Below are 26,219 nucleotides of genomic sequence, written 5' to 3' on the forward strand. Positions count from 1 at the left end.
CCGCAACCGCATCGACTTCGTCGCGCGTCAGCCGCATGGTCAGGAGCTCATTGGCGCCGCGCTCGATCCCGAACACCCGCCGGTGATCGCCAGCCTGGCGCATCGCTTTGGGGTCGAGGACATGCGCCGCGCGCCCAAGGACGCGCCCTTTCTTGGCTCGCTGTTGTATTTCCTCGGTGCGCTGACGCTGAAGGATCAGGATGCCATGGGGCGGCTCGTGCTTGGTGTGCCGAATCTGGTCATCCGCAAGCTCTATGTCGAGAAGTTCCGCGACCAGTTGTTCCCGGAATACCCGCAGCGCGAAAGCCTGCGTGCCGCCGCTGACGGCTTCTATACCAACGGCGACCTTGCGCCACTGATCGAGGTGCTAGAGACCCACCACCTGCGTGTGTTCGACAACCGCGACTACCGCTGGTCGAACGAGCTGACGGTGAAAACCGTCTTTTTGATCGCGCTCTTTGCCGATATCTTCTATGTGATGGACTCGGAGACCGCGATTGCCCGCAGCCATGCGGATCTGTCGCTGATCGTACGCGAGGAGATGCGCCGCTTCGCGTTGTTGGATCATCTGCTGGAGTTCAAGTACCTGAGCTTGGCGGATACTGGGCTTTCGGCTGAGCGACTGCGGGAGTCCTCGCGCGAGGACCTGGCCGCCCTCCCCTCAGTGGCCAGTGCCCTGGATGCTGCTGAAGCTCAGCTCGCCCGCTACCGCCAGGGGCTGGAGCAGGCTTATGGCACGCGCTTGCGCCTGCACACCCATGCCGTGGTGGCGCTGGGCTTCGAGCGGCTGGTGTGGCGCAGCACGCCGGGGGTGTCGCCGTGAGAGGCATCGCCAGAGATGGCGGACAGGATGACGGTTCAACCCAGTCGACCCTGTTTGCTCCCCGGCATCCGCCTTGAGCCTGCCTCTGTACTCTGTACTCTAGTACTCTGTACTCTGTACTCTGTACTCTGTACTCTGTACTCTGTACTCTGTACTCTGTACTCTGTACCACCCGATGGCGCTGATCGAGCTGATCGAGCTACGCGCCCCAAACCCCAATACTGAATCCTTCAAGGCTCGCGGGCTTGTGCCAGATCTTCTTGTTCCAGGAGACCTTGGGATGGCGGTTGAAGATGACTAAGTGGGCCTCGTCGGCGCCGACCCGCCGGCAGTAGTCCAGGGTCTGCGCCAGCCCGGTCTGGATCACCGCATCGAGCTTGCCGCGCAGCAGTTTGAGTTCGATGACGACCCGTTGCAACGGGCCGTACATGCCCTGCTCGGGGTCCAACGGCCATTCGATCAGCAGATCGGTGCGCTTGCGCCCGAGTCCGTATTCTCGGGTTAAGCGGCCGCCGCCGTTGATGATGCGCTGCAAAAAGGCCTGCATTAGCAACTGCGGGGCGGCTTCCTTGTAATCAAAGCCCTCACTCCAGCTGTCGGCGTGTTCGCGGAAGAATTGCTGGAAGGCGGCCAGGAGTTTGGGCATGTTCAGGCGGTGGTCGGGGTCGATGTACCAGACCTGCTCCTGATTGGGGATGCGGGTTTGCGCAATCCAGCTCAGCTCGCGGGGGATGACCTCTTGGTAGAGGCGGTTGCTGATGCGCACACCGGGGCGGGTGACGATCAGCCCCAGGTCTTCCACATACTGCTGATCGTCCATCGTCAGGTTGTCCAGGCTGTCTTCCTCGCCGGTCAGCAGCGCTTGTAGCACGCCATGTACCCGAGGCTCTCTGAGCTTGTCGCTGAGCTGGTCCAGATGGGTGGCGCGCGATTGGATCAGGCGCTCGCGGGCGGTCTGGTAGTCGATCAGGCTGATGGGCTGGCGGCGATCCCGGGCGGCGCGGTTTTCCCAGGTCACTTCATAGCCTAGGGCATTGACCAGCCAGGGCTGGCCGCGGCTGTCTTCCCATAGCTCGGCGAAGATGGCTTCATCGAACCGCTGGCCGGTGGCCTCGGTATGTTGCAACCAGAGGGCGCGGGTTTCGGCCTCGGTGAAGTTGCCCATGCGCAGGGACTTGGCCTTGATGTTGAAGGCACTGCCGCCGGTGATGACCTGGGCGCCTTCCTGCTCCAGGCGGTAATCGCGCACGTCGCGCACGCCGCAGAGGAGGATGGATTGTGGAAACGACTCGGGGCGCTGGGCGTAGCCGGCGCGGATCTGGCGCAGCAAGGAGATCAGGGTGTCGCCCACCAGGGCATCGACCTCGTCGAGCAGCAGGATGGTGGGCTGGGTCGTGATCTTGGCCCAGTGGCGCAACAGCTGAGTCAGCTGGTCTTGGGCTTGGTGCTGGCGTCCCTCCTGCATCCACCACTGATTGAGCGCCGGGTTCTGGGTGTAGTCCTCAATGCTGCGGGCAATGGCGCTACAGGCCGCCGGTATGCCTTGAGTCTCATCCCCGCGCGCCGCCTGGGCACCTTCAATGTTGGCGTAGGCACAGGCGTAGTCGCCGGAGGCGTTGAGCGCCTGCATCATCGCCAGCAGGGTGCTGGTCTTGCCGGTCTGGCGCGGGGCATGCAGCACGAAGTAGCGCTGCTCACGCATGAGCTGCTGAATCTCTTCCCAGTCCAGACGCTGCAACAGCGGTAGGTGGTAGTGCATCTCCGGCTTGATCGGGCCGGCGTTGTTGAAGAATCGCTGCATGGTTGTGCTCGGTACAGGGGCCAGATGGCGCAGCAACAGCGCCCTGCCCTGTCTGCGCGATGCAGGCGGACGCTGGAGCGGCCAGCGGGGGGCTTTGTCGTTGTCTGCGGAAAGCATAGCACTGGGCTTGAATGCCTGGATGCGATAGCGGCGGCACGGCGCGCGGTGAGAGCGATCGGGCCATCGCGTTGGGCGGAGCGACACAACCGTGACTTCGCGCTGCGCTGCGATCAGAGACAAGTTCGGCGACCGGCTCATCCAGCGCGGGATGCGGCGGTCTTGAGAAGCCGGACCTCGGAGTCGTTAGGCGATTTCTGTCAAATCTCATACCGCCTTGCTTGTCTTTTCGCTCGCCTTCCGCGTCGCGTTGTCGGTCACATAGCCCGGCTATGCTCCCGACAACGCCCCTTGAAGGCAAACGAAAATCCTACGCAATTCGGTACGAGATTTTCCGGTAATCGCCTTATCTGGCACTTTGATCGGCACTAACCCAGTCGAGAATAGACCGCCAGGCCGCAAGCTTCTGCTCAAACCGCAGCGCGGCATGCGCCGGACTGGTCGAGGGCAGCCGATGCTGTTGAATCTCGCGGTATCTGGGCTGTAACCCGGGAAGAACTCGCCGACGGTATTCACGCTCGGCCGTGCCACCGTTAAAGACGATCTGCACGATCCCTGGTGTGGCGTCGAAGAAGGCCCCGAAGTCATTGACGCGAACCGTCTCCGACCGAATCGCCTGATCGAGACTGCCTGGGCGTTCGCAAGCCGCGATCACATCCCAGAGCGCGATTCCGCGCGCGACCAGCGCGGCACAGCGCTCCGAATAGCTCGCCTGCGATGCGATCCCAAGCAGCTCGCTGAGGATCGGCCAAAAGGCGTTGCGCGGATGGCCATAGTATTGCTGCTGCCGCAGTGACGCCTCGCCCGGCATCGAGCCGAGGATCAACACCCGCGCGCCAGGGCCAACGACCGGCGGGAAAGCCGTTTTGAGCTGCGCCGCGATGGTGATCCTATCGCGATCAGCCATTCATGCCGCCAACAGAATCACAAACACACCGGCCAACATCAGCACCCCACCAGGCATCCGGCTGGCCAGATTCGGCTCACGAAACAGGAGCGCCCCATAGAGGATGCCGAACAGCAAGCTGCTGCGCTTCACCGCAATCATATAGGCCACCTCGGTCAGGCGCAGCGCCATGAAATGGGTGATCACCATCACCCCATTGAGTGCTGCGACCGCCAGCACCGCACCAGGCCGGCGAGCCAGGCGCCGCAACGCGGGTCGCAGCGCCAACCGCGCGCCGCCGATCGGCACCAACAGCAGCAGCGGAATCGCCAACAGGCCGACGACGGCGAAATAGAAGGCGCCAAAGGCCGCCGATGGCAGATACAGCAGGGCCACCTTGCCGAGGGTCGAGGTCAGCCCATACAGCAGCGCCACGCCGAGCATCATGCGCGAGCCCGCCTCCCAACGGATCGCGCTCAGCGGCCGTAGCCAGGTGCGCCAGTCATCCCGTCGCGCCTGCTCGACGTTCAGCAGCCAGGCGCCGGCAACGATCAGCAAGACGCCGACCAGCCCGATCAGACTGACCCGCTCGCCCAGCACCAAGGCTGCGATCGCCATCGAGAACACCGGCGTAAAGGCCAGATACGGCAAGGTCAGCGACAGCGGATGATCCCGAATCGCGGCCATGTAGAGCAGCATGGCACCGATCTCGAGCGGCACCAGAACGCTGAGCCAGCCCCAGAACGGCGCCGGCAAGGCACCAAGATCAGGCAGCCAGACCAGCAGGGGAGAGAGGAGCGCACCGGTCAGCGTGAAGCGGATCAGGGTCAACTCGCGCGCCGAGAACCCTTGCAGCCAGGCCTTGGTCGCCGCATCTGCGGAGGCGATGCTGAAGGCGCAGATGAGCGTGAGCAGCAGCCAGCTCATCGACCAGTCGCCAAGGCCCTGCAAAGCCAGGGTCGCAAGCGCTCCTCGGCACTCGCTCCGAGCAGACGTCCAGGCCAACGCTTGCCATCACGCTGCCCCCTTTCAGCGCGCCGACCCCAAATGAAAGGCCAAGCGCTGAACGGAACAACGCTTGGCAACGCGCTCGCAACATCAGGCACTGGGTCGGGCACTAGATCGGGCGCTGGGTCAGGCATCGGATCAGCCGCTTGTATCGGGCGCTGCATCAGGCTCGGGCTCAGCCACTAGATCAGGCGCCGGATCAAGCACTGGTCAGCTCGCAATCCTGCACCCTCGTCCGAACCTGAGCAGCCGCAGCATTCAGGACCTCAATCCCGGCCCCGGTACGATGCGCCTGTTCGCTGAGCGTGCGTCGCCAAGCCTTGGCGCCTGGGCAGCCATGGAAGAGTCCAAGCAGATGTCGGGTCATCGACGCCAGTGGCACGCCTTTGGCTCGTTGCTGTTCAACGTAAGGAATGAAGGCATCTAGCGCCTGCTGCGGCGTCGAAACGGGATTCTCGGCACCAAAGAGGCGCCGATCGACATCAGCCAGCAGCCACGGATTCTGATAGGCCTCGCGACCAATCATCACGCCGTCGACTTGCTGCTCGCTGAGCAGCTCCTCGACCTGATCCAGACGCGTCACGCCGCCATTGAGCACCATCGGCAGCGCCGGAAACGCCCGCTTTAGCGCCAGCACCCAGTCCCAGCGCAATGGCGGCACCTCTCGGTTCTCGCGCGGGCTCAGGCCCTGGAGCCAAGCCTTGCGCGCATGCACGATCAACGCATCGCAGCCGGCCGCGACGACCGCTTGCGTAAAGGCTACTAACTCCTCATAGCTATCTCGATCATCGATCCCGATGCGGCTCTTGACCGTGACCGGGATCGCCACCGCCGCTTTCATCGCCGCCACGCAGTCGGCCACCAACGTTGGCTCGGCCATCAAGCAAGCACCAAAGCGCCCGTTCTGCACCCGATCCGATGGGCAGCCGACGTTGAGGTTGATCTCGTCGTAGCCCCAATCGGCACCCATGTGCGCACATCGAGCCAGCTCGGCTGGGTCCGAGCCACCGAGTTGCAGCGCCAGCGGATGCTCAGCAGGGTTATAGTGCAGAAACCGCGCGCGATCACCATGGATCAGCGCGCCGGTGGTGACCATCTCGGTGTAGAGCAGCGTGTGCCGCGACAACAGTCGCGCAAAGTAGCGGTAATGCGAATCAGTCCAATCCATCATCGGCGCGACTGACAGCACTCTACTTAATCGATTCAGCGGCTTAGCTGATTCTTCCTGTCTTTTTCCTGTGATTTGGTACACCAAGGCTCGCAACACTCACAGCTGATCGATGCTCAGCACCGCACATCTGTGCCAAGACAACACCAAGTCGGACTAAGAAATCACTCTGCACCATTGCAGATTGCACCAAGGACTCGACCATCGACAGAGACTAGCAGCATCGGCATCTACCCCCGCCCTGCCCGCTTGCGCTCATGTTCCTTGAGGAAACGCTTGCGGATGCGAATCGCGGTTGGGGTGATCTCGACCAGCTCGTCGTCTTCGATGAACTCGAGCGCCTGCTCGAGACTGAAGCGCACCGGCGGGGTCAGCAAAATATTCTCATCGGAGCCGGCGGCGCGGATGTTGGTCAACTGCTTGGCCTTGAGCGGATTGACCACCAGATCGTTCTCGCGCGAGTGGATGCCAACGATCTGCCCCTCATAGACCTCATCGCCCGGCGAAGCGAGCATGCGTCCGCGCTCCTGCAGGTTGAACAGCGCATAACCGAGCACCTTGCCTTGGCCATTAGAGATCATCGCGCCATTGCGCCGCTTGGCGATGCCACCTGAGTGCGCCGGCCCATAATGATCGAAGACGTGATACTTGAGCCCGGTGCCCGAGGTCAGCGACATGAACTCGGTCTGGAAGCCGATCAGCCCACGCGAAGGCACCTCGTAGTCGAGCCGCACCCGGCCCTTGCCGTCCGGCACCATATCCTTCAGCTCCGCGCGACGCTCGCCGAGTGCCTGCATGATCGCGCCCTGGCTGGTCTCATCGACATCGACGGTCAGCTGCTCATAGGGCTCGCAGATCTGGCCATCGATCTCGCGGAAGATGACCTCCGGGCGCGAGACCGCCAGCTCATAGCCCTCGCGGCGCATGTTCTCGAGCAGGATCGACAGGTGCAGCTCGCCGCGCCCGGAGACGCGGAACTTCTCCGGATCATTGCCTTCCTCCACCCGCAGCGCGACATTGTGGATCAGTTCGCGCTCGAGCCGGTCCTTGAGCTGGCGCGAGGTGAGGTACTTGCCTTCCTTGCCGGCAAACGGCGAGGTGTTGACCTGAAAGGTCATCGACACCGTCGGCTCATCCACGGTCAGTGAAGGCAGCGCCTCGACCGAATTTGGATCGCAAAGGGTGTCCGAGACATTCGGCGCATCGATGCCGGTCAGCGCAACGATATCGCCCGCATGAGCGCTCGGTACCTCAAAGCGATCCAGTCCCAGATAGCCATAGACCAACCCAACCTTGGCCTTGTGGGTACGTCCGTCGCGCTTGATCACGGTGATCTGCTGATTCGGCTTGACGATACCGCGACGAATGCGGCCGACGGCGATGGCACCAACGAAGCTCGAATAGTCCAGCGTCGAGACTTGCATCTGAAACGGCGCGTCCGGAATCACCTCCGGTGGCGGACAGTGCTCAACGATCGCCTCGAACAGCGGCGTCATGGTGCCTTCCTGTACATCCTCCTCAAGACTGGCATAGCCATTGATCCCCGAGGCATAAATGATCGGGAAATCCAGCTGCTCGTCGCTCGCCCCAAGCCGGTCAAATAGATCGAACACCTGATCGACCACCCAGCTTGGCCGAGCACCAGGCCGATCCACCTTATTCACCACCAGAATTGGCCGCAGCCCATGCTGGAAGGCCTTGCTGGTGACGAAACGCGTCTGCGGCATCGGTCCCTCTTGCGCATCGACCAGCAGCAGCACCGAGTCGACCATCGATAGCACGCGCTCGACCTCACCACCAAAATCAGCGTGACCGGGGGTGTCGACGATATTGATGCGGTAGCCGTTCCAATCGATCGCGGTGTTCTTCGACAGGATGGTGATGCCGCGCTCGCGCTCCAGATCATTGGAGTCCATCACCCGCTCGACCGGGCCGAAGCGATCGCCGAGGGTGCCCGATTGCGACAGCAGCTCATCGACGAGAGTGGTTTTGCCATGATCGACATGGGCGATGATGGCGATGTTGCGTAATTGCTCGGTCACGGGACAGATAGCTCCAAGGCCATCGGCAACAGGCGCCAATGACCAGACATCAAGGATCAACGGGAAGGAGGAACGGTGCTCAGGGGCGCTGCGAGACGCACCACCGCTGTAACGTCCCATTATGCACCCAAACAGCATCAGCCGGGGTGTGATCACCGCTAGCCGGGGCAATAAGCGGGGCAAGTTGTATCAGACTGCGATCAGGTGCCTAGCAGCATGCCTCAGCAGCGCTTTCGCAGGAGCGCCCAGAGTCCCTACGCCGATCGTTGTAAGCCTGTTGGCCCTTGCCTGGCTATCACCCAGATTGACTGGTGCGATGCACAGCAGAATCCGCCTCGGTCATGCCTAAAGCTTCGCGCTCCGCTGCCGTGTAAGCATCGGGATAGCGTCGCCCTTCATAGACGCCAGAAAAGGGCGCAAAGGTGAAGTCGATCCCATCCTCCGCGAAGCGCTCGCGGAAGCGCGGCACATCCGGGATCACCGCTGGCACATCGATCGGCTTCACATTCCGCTCGGCAGCGCCCAAGCCGGGCGGCCTATCCCAGCAGCAGCTCTCCGAGATCGGCAGGCACCGTCTGGCCGATCAGGGCCAGCTCGTTGCCGTCATCGAAGCCACTGGCTGGGCTATCAGAAGCCGCGGGTAAGAACCTCTCCTGGTACTCGCTGCTGTTCATGAACCCAGCGATGGCACCAAGGTTATCATCGTTCTGAGCCAGTTGGCTCTCCCACCAGGCCAAACCGACGTCATCCGGCGCGCGATCCAAAATGGAGAGATAGAGACTGTTGAGCAGCAAACTGTCTTCCTGGAGCGCCAAGTACTCAGGCTGTTGCGCCAGGTCCAGCAGCAACGCGCCCGCTGAGCGCTCCCCAAGACTTGGGTCCAGCTGGTGCGCTCCTGCTCGCTTGGTGCGCGTTGCAACATCGAGCCGAACAGCGTCTCGACCAGCTCCTGGCTGGTCAGCGCACCCTGCTGGGCGTGTAGTTCCGGCAAGCGTGCGTGATCCCTTGAGAGGGTAGTGACTAGGATGTCGCCGGTGCAAAGCCATCACCGGAGGCCCTTATGAACACCGCAACCGTCCCGCTACCGTCATCGCCGTTAACGCTGGAAGAGGTCGCCGAGCATTTCGCGCACTGGCGCCAACAGAAGCGCCCCGGGGAACGCATTCCCGAGTCACTCTGGAGAGCGGCGATCGCCCTGGTTGAACGTGATGGGTTGTCCCGAGTGACCCGCCGGCTGCGACTCAAGCGCGGCGATCTCAAGCGACGTCGCTACCTGCTCAGCGGTGACCAGCGCCCCGGCCAACCCGCGGCGACCTTTGTCGAACTGACGCCGGCGCCGATGACGCGGTTCGCACCGGCCGCGTTGGAGCTGATCCGTCCCGACGGCCTGCGCCTGCGCATCGAGTCCGGTGACAGCCGCGATGCCCAGGCCGTGCTCGAGCGCTTTCTGGGAGCGGACTGATGGTGCAACTGACCCCACAAAGCCGGATCTTCGTCGCCCTGGAATCGGCGGATTTCTGTCGCGGCATCGATGGACTGGCGGCACTGTGTCGAGCGCAGCTTGCACAAGACCCCTTCAGCGGCACCATCTTCGTCTTTCGCAACCGCCGTGCAACCGCCCTGAAGCTGTTGTGTTATGACGGACAGGGCTTCTGGCTGTGCCAGAAACGCCTCTCCCAAGGTCGTCTCACCTGGTGGCCCACCTCAGCACAGGCCAGCCAGCAGCTCTCAGCCCGCGAGCTGCAGATCCTGCTCTGGAACGGCAACCCCGAGGAGGCCGGGATGACCGAGGACTAGCGCAGACGGTGCGGATCATTGGCTGTCTCGGGTTCCAGCAATGCGAGCGCGCGGGCGAAGAGCTCGGCGGCATCGGCCCGGCTTGCGAGCAACTGATGTGCCGCTCGCCAAACAGAAGCGGGGTCGCGCAGACTGACAGCCGCTGACACGGGGATGCATGCTGGACTCGCCGACATGGCTCATCGACTCCGGCGATGCCCGGCGCCGTCGGGAGCAGCGGCGCGGGCGGTGGTTAAGACGTTGAGACGAATGCAGCGGGAAAGGGTCGAGGCCTCAAGGCGTGGATGTGGCACGTCAGGGCGATGTGACGCTGCCTGCTCCATTACACTTCCCGCGTGCCCCGCTTTTCGGTCATCCATCATGATATTCCCTTACGGTACCGCTGACTTCAACGCCATTCGCAGCGAAGGTTACTACTACGCGGATCGCACCGAGCGCATCCGCACGCTGGAGGAGGCCGGCAAGCAACTGCTCTTGCTGCGCCCGCGCCGCTTCGGTAAGACCGCCTGGCTGACGACGCTGGAGAACTACTACGATCTCGCCCGTGCCGGGGAATTCGATGCGCTGTTCGGCGGGCTGGCCATTGGCCGTGAGCCCACCAAGCGGCGCAATAGCTACTTCGTGCTGCGCTGGGATTTCTCCATGGTCGATGCCAGCGGCAGTCTGGCGGAGATCCGCCAGGCCCTGCACAACCATCTCAATGCCCAGGTCGCCGATTTTGAGGTACGTTATGCCGATCGGCTCGGTGGCACGCTCCAGGCCCATCCGAGCGATGGCCTGGTGGCCTTTCGTTCGGCCGTCAGTGCCGCCCGCGCCCAAGGACACGATCTCTATCTCTTAATCGACGAATACGACAACTTCGCCAATGAACTGCTGCACAGGCGGCGTGCTGATTACGATGCGCTGGTCTCGGGCGAAGGGCTGCTGAAGACGGTGTTCAAGGCGGTCAAATCCTTGGCATCGGGGGCGGGGATTGATCGAGTGTTTATTACTGGGGTGTCACCGGTGGTGCTAGCGGACGTCTCCAGCGGCTATAACGTCTCAGAAGACATCAGCCTGGATGCGCGCTTCATCGACCTCTGCGGCTTCACCGAGGCGGAGGTCGCTGGCGTGCTCGATCAGCTCGCCACCGAGCTAGGCCGCGACTCGGGTGACCCGGGCTGGTCAGCGCGCATGTTGGCGACCATGCGCACCTGGTACAACGGCTATCGCTTCGGCTACGAGCCAGGCCCGGGGCTCTACAATCCGACGCTGGCGCTGTATTTCTTCAAGCATCTGGCTTCCAGCGGGCAGCCTCCGCGAGAGATGCTCGACAGCAACCTCGCCATGGACCGCAACCGCATCGACTTTGTCGCCCGTCAGCCGCATGGGCAGGAACTCATCGGCGCCGCGCTCGATCCCGAGCATCCGCCGGTGATCGCCAGCCTGGCGCATCGCTTTGGGGTAGAGGATATGCGCCGGGCGCCCAAGGATGCGCCCTTTCTCGGTTCGCTGTTGTATTTCCTGGGGGCGCTCACGCTGAAGGATCAGGACGCCATGGGGCGGCTGGTGCTGGGGGTACCGAATCTGGTCATCCGCAAGCTCTATGTCGAGAAGTTCCGCGACCAGCTGTTTCCGGAGTACCCCGAGCGCGAAAGCCTGCGCGCCGCCGCTGAGAACTTCTACACCAACGGCGACCTCGGCCCGCTGATCGAGGTGCTGGAGACCCACCACCTGCGGGTGTTCGACAATCGGGACTATCGTTGGTCGAACGAGCTGACCGTGAAGACGGTCTTTCTCATCGCGCTCTTTGCCGACATCTTCTATGTGATGGACTCGGAAACTGCCATCGCACGCGGCCATGCCGATCTGTCCCTGATCGTGCGCGAGGAAATGCGCCGCTTCGCGCTCTTGGATCATCTGCTGGAGTTCAAGTACCTGAGCTTGCCGGACATTGGATGCTCTGCTGGGCCGTTGCGGGAGCGTACGCGTGATGAACTGGCCACCCTACCCCAGGTCACCGCAGCGTTGGACCAAGCCGAGGCCCAGCTCAGGCATCACCGCGCGGGGCTGGAACAGGCCTATGGCGAGCGCCTGCGTCTGCACACCCATGCGGTGGTCGCGCTGGGGTTTGAACGGCTGCTGTGGCGGAGTACGCCGGGGGCGTCGCTTCAGCAGCGCGGATACGAGCCCGATATCGCATCCCCCTAAGACCAGGCCGCAGCCGTTGCCCAGGCGCAGCCACTGCTCGGCAGCACCTCAGCCAAACCGACACCCCAGGCCAGACAACCGCACCCTTGTAGGAAAATCACGAGATTGTCACCAAGGATGGCTCGAATGGCCCCACGATCACGCAGAAGCCTATGAGCTCGACTTCCAGTGTCCTCTCTCGCCCCTCAAACCTTGCCCAACAGCGATTGACCTCTGCGCAGGGGGCTTTTGATCATCTGCTTGTGATCATCTAAGGACCGGCCTTCAAGGTTCGAAGCCGAGTGCTACTGCCCATCGCCCTCAGACTGACCTCACCGGACGCAAAGGTGCGACGACCGGTATCGGTCTCAAGCAGCAGATTGCCCTGGGCATCGATCCCGCCATATCTGCCCAGAATCCGGTGCTGGCCGGCGAGCAAGGTAGCCTGCTCGCCCGGATAGGCATCGAACCGACGCCAGTCCTCCAGGAAGGGCGCCAGGCCGGCGTCGGTATAGCGACTGAGGGTCGCGATCAGACCCTCGATGAGCGCGGCAGTAAGCGCGTTACGGCCAGGTGCTCGATCACCACAAATCGCGCGCAGATCGACCCAGGGCTGATCGATTCTGGCCGCCTCCTGAGCGCGCAGTCGCAGATTCAGGCCAACCCCGACCACAACCAAGCTTGGACCCTGCGCCTCGCCAGCCACTTCGAGCAGCAGACCAGCAAGCTTACGCCGCTGCCAGTGAATATCGTTCGGCCACTTGAGTCCGACTCCGTCAACGCCGAGCCCGTCGAGAGCTTGCGCAACCGCGAGCCCACAGGCCAGGCTCAATCCGCCAAGCTGCGCTGGCGCTAACGGATAACGCCAGAGGATCGAGAGATAGATGTTGCGTCCGAAGGGCGATACCCAGTGCCGTCCTAACCGACCGCGACCAGCACTCTGGCGTTCGGCCAGGCAGATCTCACCGGTACTAAAGTGAGGGCCAGCGCTAAAGCCAGCATCAGCATCAGCGACAAAGTGCATGTCTCGCCGACCACGCTCAAGCAAATAGGCGTTGGTCGAATCGATCTCCGCGAGAATCTCAAGCCTCCTGATCGATTGCTCGGTCTCCGCATCGAGCTGCGCGCGAATGGCGTCCAGCGATAGCAGTTCCATCGGCTCCGGTAGATGATAGCCCTGTCCGCGCACCGATTCGATGCCCAGGTCGAGTTCAGTGTCGAGCGTATGCAAGATCTTCCACACCGCCGCGCGGCTAATCCCCACCGCGGCTGCAATGGCCTCACCCGAGCGCGGCTTGCCATCCGCCAGCAGTCGCAGGATCTCATATGAACGTGGGCTCATTGGTACCAGACCATCAGTTGTCAACTATAAGACGCAGATGACGCAGATAACGCCGCGACAATCTTCAACCTAACCTAATCATGACAACCAGAGCGCCCAAAGCTCAGACGACCAGGGGGCGATCAACCGACGACGCCAGCCAGAGATCACGCCAAGCACGGGCGGCATCGGCGGCTTCTTCGTCCAGCCGCAGCTCGCAGGTATCGGCCGGCGCTGGCTCCGGCAGCACTTCGGTCTCGAACAGTTCATCACGACGGAAGGCATGCACTCGAATTGGCCCGAGACCAGCCGCTCGCGAGATCAAAGTATCGAGATTACCAGCGTTTGCCCGCAGCCCATCCACCGCGATGATCAGATCACCCGCCGAGAGTCCAGCACGTTGTGCCGGCCGTCCATCCAGCACCACCCCAAGCCGTGCCTCGGCGCTGTCGGGCTGCAGCCGCGCGCCGATATCGGGTCGCGCCTGAATCGGCTCGAAGCGCTCGACACAACCGCCATTGTCCTTGGCGCTGGTCGCGGGCCGCAGCCGCATCTCGACTGCAACCGTCCTCAGCAAGGGCGCCAGCTCCAGATCATCGGTCGAATCGAGCGCATGCTCGAAGAACCCGGTGAGATCGAGGCCGCTGACCTCGGCCGCCACCTGCTCGACCTCACGCTCGCCGATGCCAACGTCGGTGCGCCCGTAGCCCTGCCAGAGAGCGCGCATCACATCATCTAGGCTCTTGCGATGCTGCGTGCCGTTACGGATGGTCAGATCGAGAGCCAGCGCGGTCAGGGCGCCCTTGGCATAGTAGCTGACGATGGCATTGGGCGCGTTCTCGTCCTGCTTATAGAAGCGCGTCCAGGCGTCAAAGCTGGACTCAGCCACGCTCTGCCGCAGCCGCCCAGGATTGCGCTGCACGCGGGTGATGAGTTCGGCGAGCAGGGTCAGATAGGCCTTGGCATCAATCACCCCGCTGCGTACCAACGCCAGATCATCATAGTACGAGGTGATGCCCTCAAAGGCCCAGAGCAGCCGCGTGTGCACCTCGCGCTCCAAGCCCTGCTCGGCAAAGGCGCGTGGCCGGATGCGCTTCACGTTCCAAAGATGGAAATACTCGTGGCTGCAGAGCCCAAGGAAGCGTCGGTAGCCCTCAGCGGGCGGCTGCGGCGCCTGCATCAGAGCAGGGCTAGTGGCCTGCGGCAGCACCGCTGGGCTTGGGTCCGTTGCGCGACCCTCGGCGATCAGCCCGCCGCTGGTGTCGTCCTGGCCGGACCATGCCAACGCCGGCAGATCGTCGCGATTGGCCAACAGGCTGGTCGAAAACCGATGCTCAAGGCCCCCATAACCATCGCCCACCAGCTGCGTCAGGAACAGGTAGCGATCGATCGGCAGCTCGCCGAACAGGGCGGCATGCTCGGCGCAGATACGCGGCAGATCCAGCGTCAGCCGCCTGAGATCCGCGCGATGCCGTCCGCTGATCGTCATCCAATGCGGTACCCCCTCGACCTTGAAGGCGATGCGATCGAAGACGCCCATCTCGACGGGATGATCGATCAGATCGGCATAGTCATCGGCCCGATAGCGCCCGAAGCCCCAGGCCGGGGCGCCATCTCGGGCCAGACTGGTCGCCACCTGCCACTGCGTCCCAATCGCGCCCGGCGGCGGCAGGATCTCGACCTGGCACGGCCGCTCCTCGGCACCTGCGACGCAGAGGAACAGACTGGTGCCGTTGTAATAGGCATGATTCCGGTCAAGATGCGCCGAGCGAACGGTCAGCTCCCAGGCATAGACTTCATAGCTCAGCTGCACCGGGCCGGCCTGCGGCGAGAGTCCAGTGAGCCGCCAGGTCTGCTTGTCCAGTTTCTCCAGCGCCACCGGGCGCGCAGCTTGCTGCGCCACAAGGCTGAGCAGATTGCGCGCAAAGTCCCGAATCATATAGCTGCCCGGTATCCAGGCCGGCATCGAGACCTGCAGCGTCTCGCTGTCGGGTGCTGGGATCTCGAGCATCACCTCGAAGCAATGGGCCTCGGGGCGAGCCGGGACGACGCGGTACAGCAGCGGATTCGATTCAGCCATCGTGAAGGACGCCTTCTATAACAGGGCTTGGATGGGTATGCATGAGCAGATCCCCGATGCGGTGCTGACAGAGGTCTCCGCCCCGCTAATCGGCGCGAGATTCATCGGTATCAGCGGCCGGCAATGGTTGCTGCTCGGCGTCGTCCACTTCCAGAGGAGGGGCAGGCCGAGCGATGGGGATGACGAGTTGTGAAGGGTCATCCTCGTTCCGTGCCGTCCGGTTGAGCGCAATGAAGGCCCCACCCAGAGAGGGCTCCATCGAGACGCGATGACCGACGTTGGCGATGAGGCGCACTAACTGCGGGATGTTGGCACCCGTCTGCGCGCGCAGAAAAACGCCTTGGACATAGGTGATGACGCCATCGATCGGTATGACGATCAGCCGGCCCCGCTCCGCCTGTGCATCGCGTCGGTTCCAGAGCGCAAATTCCTGCGTGACGACCGGGTCTTGTTTGACGAATCCATCCGCCTGCGCTGGACCATACACCAGTGATCCGCGCGGGAAGCTATAGGTGACGATCCGGCCATAGTTGTCGCCATCATTCCCGGCCACCACCAGTGCGCGCATGTTGTTCTTGTTTTTCGGATTCATCGGCGCAAGCAGGCTGAACTCGAAGCGGTCCGCATCGAACAGATTGATCGTCACGTAGTAGGGCGTCATCTGATGCAGTTCGTGTTCCCACTGCACTTCAGGAAACTCCCAGAGGTCCTCTTGCTTGAAGAAGGTGCCCGGATTCTCCTGATGGTAGCGACCATAGACATCGAGCTGGAGACTGAAGAGGTGTTTCGGATACCGCACATGCTGCTTCAAATCCTCCGGCATCTCGTCGATATCCTTGAGCAAGCCAGGATAGGCGCGATCATAGGCGCGAATGATGGGGTCATCGGGCTCGGAGATGTAGTAGTCGACACTGCCGTCATAGGCATCGACGACAACCTTGGCGGCATTGCGGATGTAATTGAAGCGGCGTAACTCGCCATCAAGATCGGCAGTCGTCGAGTAGGCGTAGGGAAACCAAGGGGACAACGTGTAGGCGTCCTGAATCCAGTAAACCCGCTCGGAGGTGACGACCGCGTAGGGATTGGGATCGAGATGAAGGAAGGGCGTGACGCGGGAGATCCGCTCGATGATATTGCGTCGAAAGAGCAGACGGCTGTCCTGGTTGATCTGGTCGGTGAGGATCAGATTGACCTCGCGAAAATAGAGCGCGAAGAGGGCTCGTCGAAACAGGCCGGAGAAGGGAACGCCCCCCTTGCCCTCGTAGTCCGAGAGCACAAGCTCGTTATCGCTGGCGTAATCGATCTCGCCGCTTTCATTGGGCGCAATCACCGGTGAATAGGTCCCGGTGCCGTAATAGATGCCGGGTTGCTCTAGGCTGAGGCCCGCGTTGGAGCGTGGCGGGATGCCTTGCATCAACCAGTCGATCGCGCCGGCCTTGGGTTGCGCGGTCGGGGCCATCACGGCCCCGTAGCCGTGAGTAAACTTCATCCATTCGTTGACCCAGTTACGCGATTGAGCGGGCAGTTTGTCGAGATCAATCTCGCGTGGTGAGACGGCGACCTGCTGATAACGATCGTTCACCGTATAGCGATCAACGTCGATTGTGTTGAATCGATAGTAGGCGCGAATCTCCTGCAACTCTTGGAACACCTGATGCAATCCAACCTCATCCCAAATTGGGATATTGCCCAGGCTTTCCTTGAATTCGGTAGTCCGTGTATTCCAGGGAATGTCCTTTACCGGATAGCGCCGGGTTTCGACATCTTGCAGATTGTAGGCCGCCAGTGTCGCCTGGATGTTTTGGCTGATGTAAGGCGCTTGCCGATCCAGTTCATTGGGCTTGACGAGATATTCCTGCATGAGTTCGGGAGCGAACGACGAATAGCGGAATGACAAGGTGCCAATGAACAGGATCGCGACCGCGATCAACGCAAACAGACCCTTGCGCGTCTCGAGGTAGAGGATAGCCAGGCCACCGAGGATCAGAAACAGGATCAAGGAGGCCCAGATCAGCGGCAAGACGAAGGTCATCTCCACATAGCCAGGACCGGAAAAGATCGGCATGTGCGCTTCGCTGTAGAGCAGCATGTGGCGGTCCATGACGAAATACCAGGCGCTGATCATGACCACGAAGCCCATGGCTAGGCCAAGATGGAGCCGCGCGCCACGGCGCATGCGTTGGCCGGGTTCGGCCACCATCTTCAGTTCGAGCTGATAGAGCAAGACCAGACCGACGAACAGGATCAGCGAGGCCGTGAGCAGCTCATGCCAAATCAATGAGAAGAGCGGCAGCGAGAACAGGTAGTAGCTGATGTCCTTGCCAAAAGCAGGATCTTGCAGGCCACTATTTGGAGCGAAGAAAAACAGTAGCGCCTCTTCCCAGTGGGCAAACACCGGCATCGCGACCAAAAGCGCGAGGGCAAGGCAGAGTGGCAGGTAGAACCAGAGCGAACCGCGCTGGAATTGATCATACAGCCGTTGGTACTTGGACCTTGGCGCCGAGACGCCATCTTTCACGGCCGCCGTGCGCGTCTCCTGCCCGCTGTGGTGGTCGTGATGGGCCGGGGTTTCCGCGCCAAGGTAGCGCGACCCGACCCAAAAGTTGAGGAAGAACATCAGGAAGAAAAAGAAGGTGACGACCGTGAAGATGAGCGACTGGTAGAGCACCCGTGCCCAGAAGTACAAGCCATAGTCGAGCGCGTTGAACCACCAGAGGTCGACGATGAAAGCGTTGAAATAGACGATGGCGAGAGGAATGCCGACGACGACGAGAGCAACGCTTAAGAGGCTCACTAGGGATTTCCAGAACATCGTCTGTTATCTCCATGTGCTGAGGGTCAAAGCCTGACGTGACCTGTGTTAACGAGCGCCTTCCAGCCGATAAGGCTGATCATGTCGCGGACGTTAGTCGGATGCAAGACTGCCGAACAGGCAGGCGCATCCTTCAGCCTGCATTTGGCGGAGACGATGAGGTGCTGGACGCTCGACCCAGCTGGTCACGCCAGGCTAGCGACTCGGCGCTCGCGGTGCGGCCGAGCGCGCGCCGGCTTGGCGGTCCCGGCCGGGCGTGCGCGAGTGCGTCTGGCGGTGCGGCCGCGCGCGCGCCGGCTTGGCTGGCGGAACGAACGCGCAACGAGGGAACCATGAAGGCATGCGCGGTCGAACCTGAGACGATCCAAACTGGCGCCAGTCATCCGGCTACCCGGTTGTCAGCCGGCCTCTCGTCTTCTAGCCTTATAGACTGCTCCCGTTCCTGGTCACTTTAAACCTGGTCAATTTAAATTAGCGCGCGGCAACGACCTGGAATGTCATGATCATCATCGAACAACTGCTTACCGCCCTCGACCGTCCAACCCTGGATTGGATCGCCGATGGGCTCGCCATCCTGCTGCTGGTGGGTTACCATGTCTACCTGCGCTGGCTCGTCGCCACGCATCCCGAACGCGCCTACCAAGCACGCGCGAACGCACTGCGCCATGCCTGGGTGGAGGTGACGCGGGAGCTCGGCGATCACGGCATCCTGGCGGTCAATACCCTGCGCAACTGGGTGTTCTCGGCGAGCCTGTTCGCCACCATGACCTTCGTGCTCGGACTCCTGGTGGTCGGCTTTGCGCTGCAAGGCTCGGGACTCGATCGCCTGTCGCAGACGCTCAGCCTGGCGTCCACCGGGGAAGCCGCCGTGCAGGTCAAGTTGCTGCTGCTCGCGGCGCTGCTGTTCACCGCCTTCGTGCGCTTCGCGCTGGCGGTGCGTGACTACAACCAGACCGCGCTGCAGATCAGCCTTCCCGACCAGCATTTCCAAGGGCTGGCTCTCGAGACCATTGCCGAGACCCTGAATCGCGCTGGCAACCACTATCACCAGGGCACCCGCACCCTGCTGTTGGGGCTGCCGGTGTTGCTCTGGCTGATCGGTGCCGAATGGTTTCTGCTTGGCGCTCTCCTCACGCTGGTGCTCCTGCGTGGCGTCGATCTGCGCGCCGACGCGGACTCTTTGCGCGCGCCGCCGACTGCCAGCGAGGGCACGGTGGTCGGCGATCCGCACGCGCTCGAGGCCAGCGCTGTGCTGGCGGCCCTGCACAGTGAAGAACAGGGCCTCAGTGGCGCCGAGGCGGCGCGGCGGCTGGATGCGCTCGGCGAGAACAAGCTGCCGGAACCGCCGCGCGACGGCCCCATCAAGCGCTTCTTCAAACATTTTCACGATGTGCTGATCTACATCCTGCTGGCGGCCGCCGTGGCCACCGCGTTCATGGGGCATTGGATCGATACCTGGGTGATCCTGGGTGTGGTGCTGATCAACGCCATCGTCGGTTTCGTCCAGGAAGGGCGCGCCGAGGAGGCCCTAGCGGGGATTCGCAAGATGCTCTCGCCGAGTGCACTGGCACGCCGCGATGGTGCTTGGAGCGAGCTCGATGCCACGCAGTTGGTGCCGGGCGATGTGGTGCGGCTGCGCGCCGGCGATCGCATCCCGGCCGATCTGCGCCTGCTCGAGGCGGCCAATCTGCGCGTCGAGGAATCGGCGCTGACCGGCGAGTCGGTGCCGGCCTCCAAGCGCATCGCACCGGTGAGCGACGATGCCAGCATCGGTGATCGCTTCAGCATGGGCTATTCCGGCACCCTGGTGGCCGCCGGCAGTGGCCTCGGCGTGGTCACCGCCACCGGCCCGCAGACCGAAATCGGCCGCATCAACCGCATGATCGCCGAGGTCGACACCCTGGTCACGCCGCTGATCCGCCAGATGGGGGCCTTCGGTCGGGTGCTCTCGGTGGTGATTCTCGGTCTCGCGGCGGGCATGACCCTGGCCGGCTGGCTGCTCCACCACTGGGGCTGGGGCGACCTGATGATGGCGGCGATCGGCTTCGCGGTGGCGGCGATTCCGGAAGGCTTGCCGGCGATCATGACCATCACCCTGGCGCTCGGCGTGCAACAGATGGCGCAGCGCAACGCCATCACTCGCAAGCTGCCGGCGGTGGAGACACTCGGCTCGGTGACCGTGATCTGCTCGGACAAGACCGGCACCCTGACGCGCAACGAGATGACCGCGCGCCATCTGATCAGCACCCATGGCCAGTACGATATCGCCGGGGTCGGTTATGCCCCGGACGGGCATCTCTCGTTCGACGACAGGCGCATCGAGCCGTCCGAGCATGCCGACCTGCAGGCGCTGATCGAAGCGTTTGCGGTCTGCAACGACGCTGATGTGATCGAGGACGCGGGCCAATGGCGCCTGATCGGCGAGCCGACCGAAGGCGCCTTGCGCACCCTCGGGCTGAAGGCCGGCTTCGACAGCACCGGCTACCAGCGCCGGGCGGTGATCCCGTTCGACTCTGAGCATAAGTTCATGGCCACGCTCGAGCAGTTGCCAGAGCCGGGTCAGGGACCGGGATCGGGACCGGAACGAGCGCAAGAGAAAGAGCAAGCGCTAGCTCACGAGCAAGCGCAGCGCACGCGCATCCTGATGAAGGGCGCGCCCGATCGCCTGCTCGATCGTTGCGCGCACCAGCGCGGCACCGACAGCCAGCCAGAACCGCTCGATCGCGCCTTCTGGGAGGACGAGGTCGAGCGCCTCAGCGCCAAGGGGCTGCGCGTGCTGGCCGCCGCCGCGCGCGCGAGCGATGCGGATCAGACCGATCTTCAGCTCGCCGACCTCGACGCCGAGCTGATCTTCCTCGGTCTGGTCGGCATCATTGATCCGCCGCGGCCCGAAGCCATCGCCGCCATTGCCACCTGTCACTCGGCCGGCATCGGCGTCAAGATGATCACCGGCGATCATCTCGGCACCGCCAGCGCCATCGGCCGCGAGATGGGCATCGGCGAGCAGCGGGGCGCCATCGCCGGGGCGCAACTGGAGGCCGCGGATGAGGCGGAACTGCGGCGTCTGGTCGCCGAGCATGACATCTTCGCCCGCACCAGCCCCGAGCATAAGCTGCGCATCGTCAAGGCCCTGCAAGCCAACGGCGAGGTCGTGGCGATGACCGGCGACGGCGTCAACGACGCCCCGGCGCTCAAGCGCGCCGATGTCGGCGTGGCCATGGGCATTAAAGGCACCGAGGCGACCAAGGAAGCCGCCGAGATCGTCCTTGCCGACGACAACTTCGCCTCCATCAGTCGTGCGGTCGAGGCCGGGCGCACCATCTACGACAATCTGCGCAAATCGATCCTATTCATCCTGCCGACCAATGGCGCCCAAGGCTTGGTGATCCTCGCCGCCATCCTGTTCGGTTTCGAGCTGCCCCTCTCGCCGGTGCAGATCCTCTGGGTGAATATGATCACCTCGGTGACGCTGGCCCTGGCGCTGGCGTTCGAGCCCGCCGAGCCCGGCGTCATGCGCCGCCCGCCACGGCGCCCGGATGCCCCGATCCTTGGCGCTTATGCGCTGTGGCGCATCCTGCTGGTGTCGCTGATCATCGGTGTTGCCACCATCCTGATCTTCCTGCACGAGATCGACAACGGACAAGGGCTGGCGGTGGCCCAGACCATGGCGGTGAATACCCTGGTGGTGGGGCAGATCTTCTATCTGCTCAACAGCCGCTTCCTGCTCGAGTCCGGACTGCGGTTGCGTTTTTGGCTGACCAATCCAGCGGTCTGGATCGCGATCGCGGTCATGCTGGTGCTGCAGGCCTTGTTCGTCTATGCCCCCTTGATGCATCTGTGGTTCCATACCGCCGCGCCGCAACCGCAAGAGTGGCTGCTGCCGCTGGGCATCGGCGTGGCGGTGTTGTTGATCGTGGAGCTGGACAAGGCCGTGGCGCGCGCCGTCTCGGCACGCGCCCAGCGGCACCAGCGTGCGGGCTGAGATCCGATACATGGACATTCATTGGCAGGCGCTGACGCGCTTTGCCAGAACGCTCGGTCTCTGCATCGATCCTGGTCGGCTGGATCTCTGCTCTGGTCGCCAGCGGCTTGAGCATGGCCGACTCCTGATGTTTCGCACCCCTTTCATCGCATCCAATCGAGGCCAACCATGCACACTCAAGACGACCAAACCCCTCAAGACAGTCAACCCCTGGCTGCCAACGAGCAGCTCGACGCATCCACCAAGGCAACGGCAACCGCCGCTGGCACTGGCGCTAGCGTTGCGGCGACTGGCGTTGCCGCTGGCAGCGACGATGGCTGGCCGCCATTCGCGGATCATCCGAATCTCCTGATCCGGATCGGCTTGACCCTCCTGCAAGCGGTCTTCATGCTGCTGTATGCGCTCTTGTTCGAGGTGCTGAACTACAGCATCTTCGCGATCGCCATCCTGCAGTATTTGTCCATTGTTGCCACCGGGCGCCCAATCCCGATGCTACGTCGCTTCAACGAGTATCTATCGGCCTTCATGGGCGATGTCGCGGGCTATTTGACCTGCGTCGATGCGCGTCCACCCTTCCCGTTCTCGCGGCCGCGAGAGGCGCGGGGTATGCCTTACACGCCGCGCTGGCGCCGCGATACGAAGTGACAACTGCCGTCATCGAACGGGTCGTGCCCCCGGGTCGTGCCCCCGGCGGCACCCGACAGCATCGAGGCGGCCATGCGCGCGGCTGGTGATGGCGAGGAACACCCGATGGAAGCACAGCGCCTTCGCACCATCGACGACCTGCTGGCCTGGCCGGATGACGAGCGCGTTGAGCTGATCGACGGACAGAAATGACTGCGGAAGAACAGCAGCGCATAGAGCCGCTGGTCCGCAAGTCAGGGCAAATGACTATATTCCGGTCCCTGGGATTGCTCCAAATAGCGGAAGAAGTCGGAGTCCGCGCGCAGCATCAGGGTGCTGTTGGCGCCGAGGGCCTGGTAGCTCTCCAGTGTGCGGAAGAAGGAGAAGAACTCGGGGTCGGCATTGAAGGCGACGCCATAGATGCGTGTTGCTTCGGCGTCCGCGTTACCGCGGATCTCCTCGGCCTCGCGTGCGGCGACCGAGCGTATCCGGCGCAGATCACGCTCCATGTTGCCGAGGATCTCCTGGCTGCGACCACGACCCTCGGAGCGGAAGCGCTCGGCGATGGATTGGCGCTCGGCGATCATGCGCTGCTCGACCTGCTGGCGCACCGAGTTGATGTAGTTGACGCGCTTGATGCGCACGTCGTCGAGCTCGATGCCGAGGGCCGGCATCGAGGCGCGGGCGCGGGTCAGGATCTCCTGCTCCAGCAGTTCGCGGCCAAGCTTCGGCTGCATCTCCAGGTTGACATCGCTGCGGTCGGCCAGGGTTGGGTCCTCGAGGTCTTCGACATTGACCTCCCAGTCCTTGGAACGCACGATCTCCTCCAGCTCGGTGGATGAGACCATGTCGCGCACTACCGAGTCGATGATGTCATCGAGACGGGTCCGTGCCCCGGCCTCGTCACGGACGCTGGTTAGGAACAACAGCGGCTCGCTGATCCGCCAGCGCGCGGTGGTATCGACCAAGATGAACTCCCGGCCCAGGGTCGGGATCTGGGTGACATCGCCGTCCCAGACCAGCAACCGCTTGTCGAAGTAGCGCACGGTCTGCCAGGGTAGCTTGACCTTCAGACCGGGTTCCGTGATGACGCCACCGATGGGTTGGCCAAACTGCACGATGATGGCCTGATCGGCCTCGTCGACGGTATAGAGCATGGAGGCACTGGCCGCGATCAGCAGCAGCGCCGCAACCAGGGTCAGGATCGCTTTCATTGGCCGCCTCCGGTCGTCGATGGGGTTGGCTGGGTTGGGCGATTGAGGTCGAGCAAGGGCAGTGGGCTCATCTGGTCGTCCTGCACTACCAGCACCTGGCCGATCCTGGGCAACACCTCGTTCAGGGTCTCGAGATACAGCCGCGAGCGAGTCACCGCCGGTGCCTGCTGATACTCGGCGAGCACCGCCGAGAAGCGCGCGCTCTCGCCCTCGGCGCGATTGACTCGCTCGGTGGCATAGCCCTGGGCCTCGGCGACGGTGCGCAGCGCCGCGCCCTCGGCGTTCGGAATCTCCTGATTCACGCGCTTCTGCGCCTCGTTGATCATCCGCTCGCGCTCTTGGCGGGCCTCGTTGACCTCGTTGAAGGCTGGTTGCACCGCTGGCGGCGGCACCACGTCCTGCATCTCGACGGTGTTGATCCGGATGCCGGCATCATAGGCATCCATCAGCGCCTGGATCTCCTCGCCGGCCTTTTGCTGGATCTCGACGCGCCCGACCGTCAGCACCTCGGAGCCGAGCATGTTGCCGACGATACGCCGCATCACCGACTCCGAGATGTCGCGCAGCGTGCGGGTCGGCTCGCGCATCTGATAGAGGAACTTGATCGGGTCGCTGATGCGGTATTGCACCACCCATTCGACGTCGATCATGTTGAGATCGCCGGTCAGCATTAGGGATTCGTCCTCGAACTGCTGTGGGCTGTAGGTGGTGCGCCCGCCCTCGCCGGTGCCGGTGGTGCGGAAGCCGAACTCCTGTTTCAACACCCGCTCGGTGGCGACGAATTGCACCCTATCGACGTCGAACGGGATCTTGAAGTGCAGGCCCGGATCATTGATGCCGATCACGGCGCCGAAACGCTTGACCACGGCGCGCTCCTCCGGCTGGACGGTGTACCAGGACGACAGCACGCCCCAGATCAGCGCGAGGCCGATGACGACGGCGATGATGATCATGATCGGCCGCTTGCCTGATGCATTGCCGAGCTTGCTCTGTAATGAGCTCACCAGGGCCTCGAGGTCGGGTGGGCCGGATGGGCCGTTGCCGGGTCTGACTGATTGGATCATGGGTGAGTCTCCTGCTGGAAGACGGGACGCGGATGATCGGCATCCAGTTGGACCATCATATCAGCAGGATGTCTTCGCTCGGCAGTCGGCTCGGAAGATCCTGGTGTTGATTCTGGCCTGACGGCTTGTGTCGTGTCTCAAATTCAACCTGGTCTACGGCTCTCTTATGCACGCTGATCGTGCAGCTGCTGTGTCTGGAAGCGGCGGCGACCATTTTCCTGCTGCGGGGCGCATTGCCCCTGGCATCAGGAGCAGACGCGGTTGACGATTCGATCCGGGAATGCTCCCGCCCACGCATGCGCAGCACAATTGAGTCTAGAATCAGCCGTGCGGTCGAGGCCGGGCGCACCATCGACGACAACCTGCGCAAATCAAGCCTGTTCATCCTGCCGACATGCTCGGCGTCTACTTCAATCCTGATCCACTGGATCTCTATGCGGATCGCCAGCGCGCTCGAGCCTGGCCGATTCCTGTTGTTCCGTAATTCCTTTAATCTCATTCAATCCTGGCCAACCATGCACACTCAAGACGACCAACCCCCTAAAGACAGTCAACCCCTGACTGCCAACGAGCAGCCCGCGGCGACAAGACATCGCTTGAGCGGAACAGATATCGCTACAATGCATGATCGACCAGACCAAAGCATGCGGGACAACCGCAACAGGAGCCCCGATGTATCCCTTGCAGCGCCAGCGCTTTCATCCCAACGATCATTGCAACGACGCTCCCAGAGCGTCTGACCCGCATTCGGCCCGGTTGTCGCGCAAGGCCATGACCCTGCTCGCGGCTGCAGTGCTCGCCCTGCTCAGCGGCTGCGCCACCGATGGCCAGATCACCGACCCCTCGGTCTACCTGGGCAATCCGTTCCAACACCCAAGCGAAGCCGGCTTTCGGGCGCTGGTCCAGGCCAACTGCGGCCCGCTGAGTATCGGCAGCACGACCGTCAACGCGCTTCTCGGCAAGAATACCGCCTTCGATAGCGGGATCACCGCGCTCTACGACGGCGACGTCTCCAACGATGAATTCATGAATCAGGTGCTACTCCAATACCCCGCACCGGATGCCAACGTCCCCGCAACCGGGTGCATCATGAACCAGCTCGCACAGTGCTTCGCCGAGACCTGCAAGGTCCAAACCGCCGCTGAGCGCGAGAAGATGGCCCAGGCGGAGACAGAAGCGGTCAAAGAAATCGAATCCGCAGTCACCCTCGACCCCTCCGATCTGCCAACGAAAGATGCATCTGAGATCGAGCGCATGATTGAGACCTCGAAGGAGGATGGCCCCAAGCCTCTACCCTGAGCATATGACTGC

At 62.8% G+C, this 26,219-nt stretch carries 21 protein-coding genes and 1 pseudogene; 9 read left to right on the top strand and 13 right to left on the bottom strand.

Going from position 1 to position 26,219, the window contains the following annotated elements; genetic code table 11:
- Window positions 1–823 (top strand): annotated as a pseudogene (locus VBE63_RS01145) (AAA family ATPase); the annotation flags it as partial.
- A 199-nt stretch (window positions 824–1,022) separates the two neighbouring features.
- Here VBE63_RS01145 and VBE63_RS01150 read toward each other — a convergent pair.
- The 7 genes from VBE63_RS01150 to VBE63_RS01180 form a co-directional block, all read right to left on the bottom strand.
- Entirely contained in the window at window positions 1,023–2,624 is a 1,602-nt protein-coding gene (locus VBE63_RS01150; RefSeq protein WP_323681155.1) for an ATP-binding protein, read from the bottom strand.
- 463 nt (window positions 2,625–3,087) lie between these two features.
- Entirely contained in the window at window positions 3,088–3,648 is a 561-nt protein-coding gene (locus VBE63_RS01155; RefSeq protein WP_323681156.1) for a DNA-deoxyinosine glycosylase, read from the bottom strand.
- Window positions 3,649–4,554, bottom strand: a complete 906-nt coding sequence (locus VBE63_RS01160; protein WP_323681157.1) for a DMT family transporter — start codon at window positions 4,552–4,554, stop codon at window positions 3,649–3,651. It lies immediately after the preceding gene.
- Between the two features lie 280 nt (window positions 4,555–4,834).
- A complete protein-coding gene (gene dusA / locus VBE63_RS01165) occupies window positions 4,835–5,806 on the bottom strand; it encodes a tRNA dihydrouridine(20/20a) synthase DusA (RefSeq protein WP_416274492.1) in 972 nt (323 codons plus the stop codon).
- 227 nt (window positions 5,807–6,033) lie between these two features.
- Complete coding sequence (gene typA, locus VBE63_RS01170; RefSeq protein ID WP_323681158.1) at window positions 6,034–7,845, bottom strand: translational GTPase TypA; 1,812 nt, start codon at window positions 7,843–7,845, stop codon at window positions 6,034–6,036.
- Between the two features lie 295 nt (window positions 7,846–8,140).
- Window positions 8,141–8,350, bottom strand: a complete 210-nt coding sequence (locus VBE63_RS01175) for a hypothetical protein (protein ID WP_323681159.1) — start codon at window positions 8,348–8,350, stop codon at window positions 8,141–8,143.
- A 31-nt stretch (window positions 8,351–8,381) separates the two neighbouring features.
- Entirely contained in the window at window positions 8,382–8,693 is a 312-nt protein-coding gene (locus VBE63_RS01180) for a DUF4214 domain-containing protein (RefSeq protein WP_323681160.1), read from the bottom strand.
- Between the two features lie 212 nt (window positions 8,694–8,905).
- On the opposite strand from VBE63_RS01180, the gene VBE63_RS01185 reads away from it, so the two are divergent.
- Together VBE63_RS01185 and tnpB are read left to right on the top strand one after the other, a co-directional pair.
- Window positions 8,906–9,307 carry a hypothetical protein gene (locus VBE63_RS01185; protein WP_323681161.1) on the top strand — a complete coding sequence of 134 codons (402 nt, stop codon included), beginning with the start codon at window positions 8,906–8,908 and terminating at the stop codon, window positions 9,305–9,307.
- Window positions 9,307–9,642, top strand: a complete 336-nt coding sequence (gene tnpB / locus VBE63_RS01190; protein ID WP_323681162.1) for an IS66 family insertion sequence element accessory protein TnpB — start codon at window positions 9,307–9,309, stop codon at window positions 9,640–9,642. The genes VBE63_RS01185 and tnpB overlap by 1 nt, the downstream gene beginning before the upstream one ends.
- On the opposite strand, the gene VBE63_RS01195 is transcribed toward tnpB, so the two are convergent.
- Entirely contained in the window at window positions 9,639–9,818 is a 180-nt protein-coding gene (locus VBE63_RS01195; RefSeq protein ID WP_323681163.1) for a hypothetical protein, read from the bottom strand. The two genes, tnpB and VBE63_RS01195, sit on opposite strands and share 4 nt — an antisense overlap.
- Window positions 9,819–10,002: 184 nt before the next feature.
- Here VBE63_RS01195 and VBE63_RS01200 point away from each other — a divergent pair, with 184 nt between their 5' ends.
- Window positions 10,003–11,832 carry an AAA family ATPase gene (locus VBE63_RS01200; protein ID WP_323681164.1) on the top strand — a complete coding sequence of 610 codons (1,830 nt, stop codon included), beginning with the start codon at window positions 10,003–10,005 and terminating at the stop codon, window positions 11,830–11,832.
- Between the two features lie 250 nt (window positions 11,833–12,082).
- Here VBE63_RS01200 and birA read toward each other — a convergent pair whose 3' ends face one another.
- The 3 genes from birA to VBE63_RS01215 all read right to left on the bottom strand — a co-directional run bounded on the left by birA (window position 12,083) and on the right by VBE63_RS01215 (window position 18,024).
- Window positions 12,083–13,153 carry a bifunctional biotin--[acetyl-CoA-carboxylase] ligase/biotin operon repressor BirA gene (gene birA, locus VBE63_RS01205; protein WP_323681165.1) on the bottom strand — a complete coding sequence of 357 codons (1,071 nt, stop codon included), beginning with the start codon at window positions 13,151–13,153 and terminating at the stop codon, window positions 12,083–12,085.
- Window positions 13,154–13,256: 103 nt separating this feature from the next.
- The gene (locus VBE63_RS01210; RefSeq protein ID WP_323681166.1) at window positions 13,257–15,212 is read right to left on the bottom strand and encodes a peptidase M61; all 1,956 of its coding nucleotides are present in this window, start codon (window positions 15,210–15,212) and stop codon (window positions 13,257–13,259) included.
- 85 nt (window positions 15,213–15,297) lie between these two features.
- Window positions 15,298–18,024, bottom strand: a complete 2,727-nt coding sequence (locus tag VBE63_RS01215; protein WP_323681167.1) for a UPF0182 family protein — start codon at window positions 18,022–18,024, stop codon at window positions 15,298–15,300.
- A 499-nt stretch (window positions 18,025–18,523) separates the two neighbouring features.
- Between VBE63_RS01215 and VBE63_RS01220 the strand changes: the two genes are divergently transcribed.
- The 3 genes from VBE63_RS01220 (at window position 18,524) to VBE63_RS01230 (ending at window position 22,843) form a co-directional block, all read left to right on the top strand.
- Window positions 18,524–22,006 (top strand): HAD-IC family P-type ATPase, encoded by a 3,483-nt coding sequence (locus tag VBE63_RS01220; protein WP_323681168.1) that lies wholly within the window; start codon window positions 18,524–18,526, stop codon window positions 22,004–22,006.
- A gap of 168 nt (window positions 22,007–22,174) precedes the next feature.
- On the top strand, window positions 22,175–22,651 hold the full coding sequence (locus tag VBE63_RS01225; RefSeq protein WP_323681169.1) for a DUF4389 domain-containing protein: 477 nt from the start codon (window positions 22,175–22,177) through the stop codon (window positions 22,649–22,651).
- A 36-nt stretch (window positions 22,652–22,687) separates the two neighbouring features.
- Entirely contained in the window at window positions 22,688–22,843 is a 156-nt protein-coding gene (locus VBE63_RS01230; RefSeq protein ID WP_323681170.1) for a hypothetical protein, read from the top strand.
- Window positions 22,844–22,884: 41 nt separating this feature from the next.
- Here VBE63_RS01230 and hflC read toward each other — a convergent pair whose 3' ends face one another.
- Together hflC and hflK are read right to left on the bottom strand one after the other, a co-directional pair.
- On the bottom strand, window positions 22,885–23,844 hold the full coding sequence (gene hflC / locus VBE63_RS01235; RefSeq protein ID WP_323681171.1) for a protease modulator HflC: 960 nt from the start codon (window positions 23,842–23,844) through the stop codon (window positions 22,885–22,887).
- Window positions 23,841–24,908, bottom strand: coding sequence for an FtsH protease activity modulator HflK (gene hflK, locus VBE63_RS01240; RefSeq protein WP_323681172.1), 1,068 nt, complete (start codon window positions 24,906–24,908; stop codon window positions 23,841–23,843). The genes hflC and hflK overlap by 4 nt, the downstream gene beginning before the upstream one ends.
- 179 nt (window positions 24,909–25,087) lie before the next feature.
- Here hflK and VBE63_RS01245 point away from each other — a divergent pair, with 179 nt between their 5' ends.
- Window positions 25,088–25,648: a hypothetical protein gene (locus tag VBE63_RS01245; RefSeq protein ID WP_323681173.1), complete on the top strand. Its 561-nt coding sequence runs from the start codon at window positions 25,088–25,090 to the stop codon at window positions 25,646–25,648.
- Window positions 25,649–25,679: 31 nt separating this feature from the next.
- Complete coding sequence (locus VBE63_RS01250; RefSeq protein WP_323681174.1) at window positions 25,680–26,207, top strand: hypothetical protein; 528 nt, start codon at window positions 25,680–25,682, stop codon at window positions 26,205–26,207.
- Window positions 26,208–26,219: the final 12 nt, after the last annotated feature.

The sequence above is a fragment of the Lamprobacter sp. genome (genome assembly GCF_034860625.1).
In the GTDB taxonomy this organism is placed as follows: Bacteria; Pseudomonadota; Gammaproteobacteria; order Chromatiales; family Chromatiaceae; genus Lamprobacter.

What these genes read in the sequence shown, in the direction of transcription:
- VBE63_RS01195 (WP_323681163.1), bottom strand. Translation starts at nt 9,818, where the DNA reads ATGTCGGCGAGTCCAGCATGCATCCCCGTGTCAGCGGCTGTCAGTCTG.
- VBE63_RS01200 (WP_323681164.1), top strand. Translation starts at nt 10,003, where the DNA reads ATGATATTCCCTTACGGTACCGCTGACTTCAACGCCATTCGCAGCGAA.
- hflK (WP_323681172.1), bottom strand. Translation starts at nt 24,908, where the DNA reads ATGATCCAATCAGTCAGACCCGGCAACGGCCCATCCGGCCCACCCGAC.
- VBE63_RS01210 (WP_323681166.1), bottom strand. Translation starts at nt 15,212, where the DNA reads ATGGCTGAATCGAATCCGCTGCTGTACCGCGTCGTCCCGGCTCGCCCC.
- birA (WP_323681165.1), bottom strand. Translation starts at nt 13,153, where the DNA reads ATGAGCCCACGTTCATATGAGATCCTGCGACTGCTGGCGGATGGCAAG.
- VBE63_RS01250 (WP_323681174.1), top strand. Translation starts at nt 25,680, where the DNA reads ATGACCCTGCTCGCGGCTGCAGTGCTCGCCCTGCTCAGCGGCTGCGCC.
- VBE63_RS01225 (WP_323681169.1), top strand. Translation starts at nt 22,175, where the DNA reads ATGCACACTCAAGACGACCAAACCCCTCAAGACAGTCAACCCCTGGCT.
- VBE63_RS01150 (WP_323681155.1), bottom strand. Translation starts at nt 2,624, where the DNA reads ATGCAGCGATTCTTCAACAACGCCGGCCCGATCAAGCCGGAGATGCAC.
- VBE63_RS01215 (WP_323681167.1), bottom strand. Translation starts at nt 18,024, where the DNA reads ATGTTCTGGAAATCCCTAGTGAGCCTCTTAAGCGTTGCTCTCGTCGTC.
- dusA (WP_416274492.1), bottom strand. Translation starts at nt 5,806, where the DNA reads ATGATGGATTGGACTGATTCGCATTACCGCTACTTTGCGCGACTGTTG.
- tnpB (WP_323681162.1), top strand. Translation starts at nt 9,307, where the DNA reads ATGGTGCAACTGACCCCACAAAGCCGGATCTTCGTCGCCCTGGAATCG.
- VBE63_RS01160 (WP_323681157.1), bottom strand. Translation starts at nt 4,554, where the DNA reads ATGAGCTGGCTGCTGCTCACGCTCATCTGCGCCTTCAGCATCGCCTCC.
- VBE63_RS01220 (WP_323681168.1), top strand. Translation starts at nt 18,524, where the DNA reads ATGATCATCATCGAACAACTGCTTACCGCCCTCGACCGTCCAACCCTG.
- VBE63_RS01155 (WP_323681156.1), bottom strand. Translation starts at nt 3,648, where the DNA reads ATGGCTGATCGCGATAGGATCACCATCGCGGCGCAGCTCAAAACGGCT.
- VBE63_RS01185 (WP_323681161.1), top strand. Translation starts at nt 8,906, where the DNA reads ATGAACACCGCAACCGTCCCGCTACCGTCATCGCCGTTAACGCTGGAA.
- hflC (WP_323681171.1), bottom strand. Translation starts at nt 23,844, where the DNA reads ATGAAAGCGATCCTGACCCTGGTTGCGGCGCTGCTGCTGATCGCGGCC.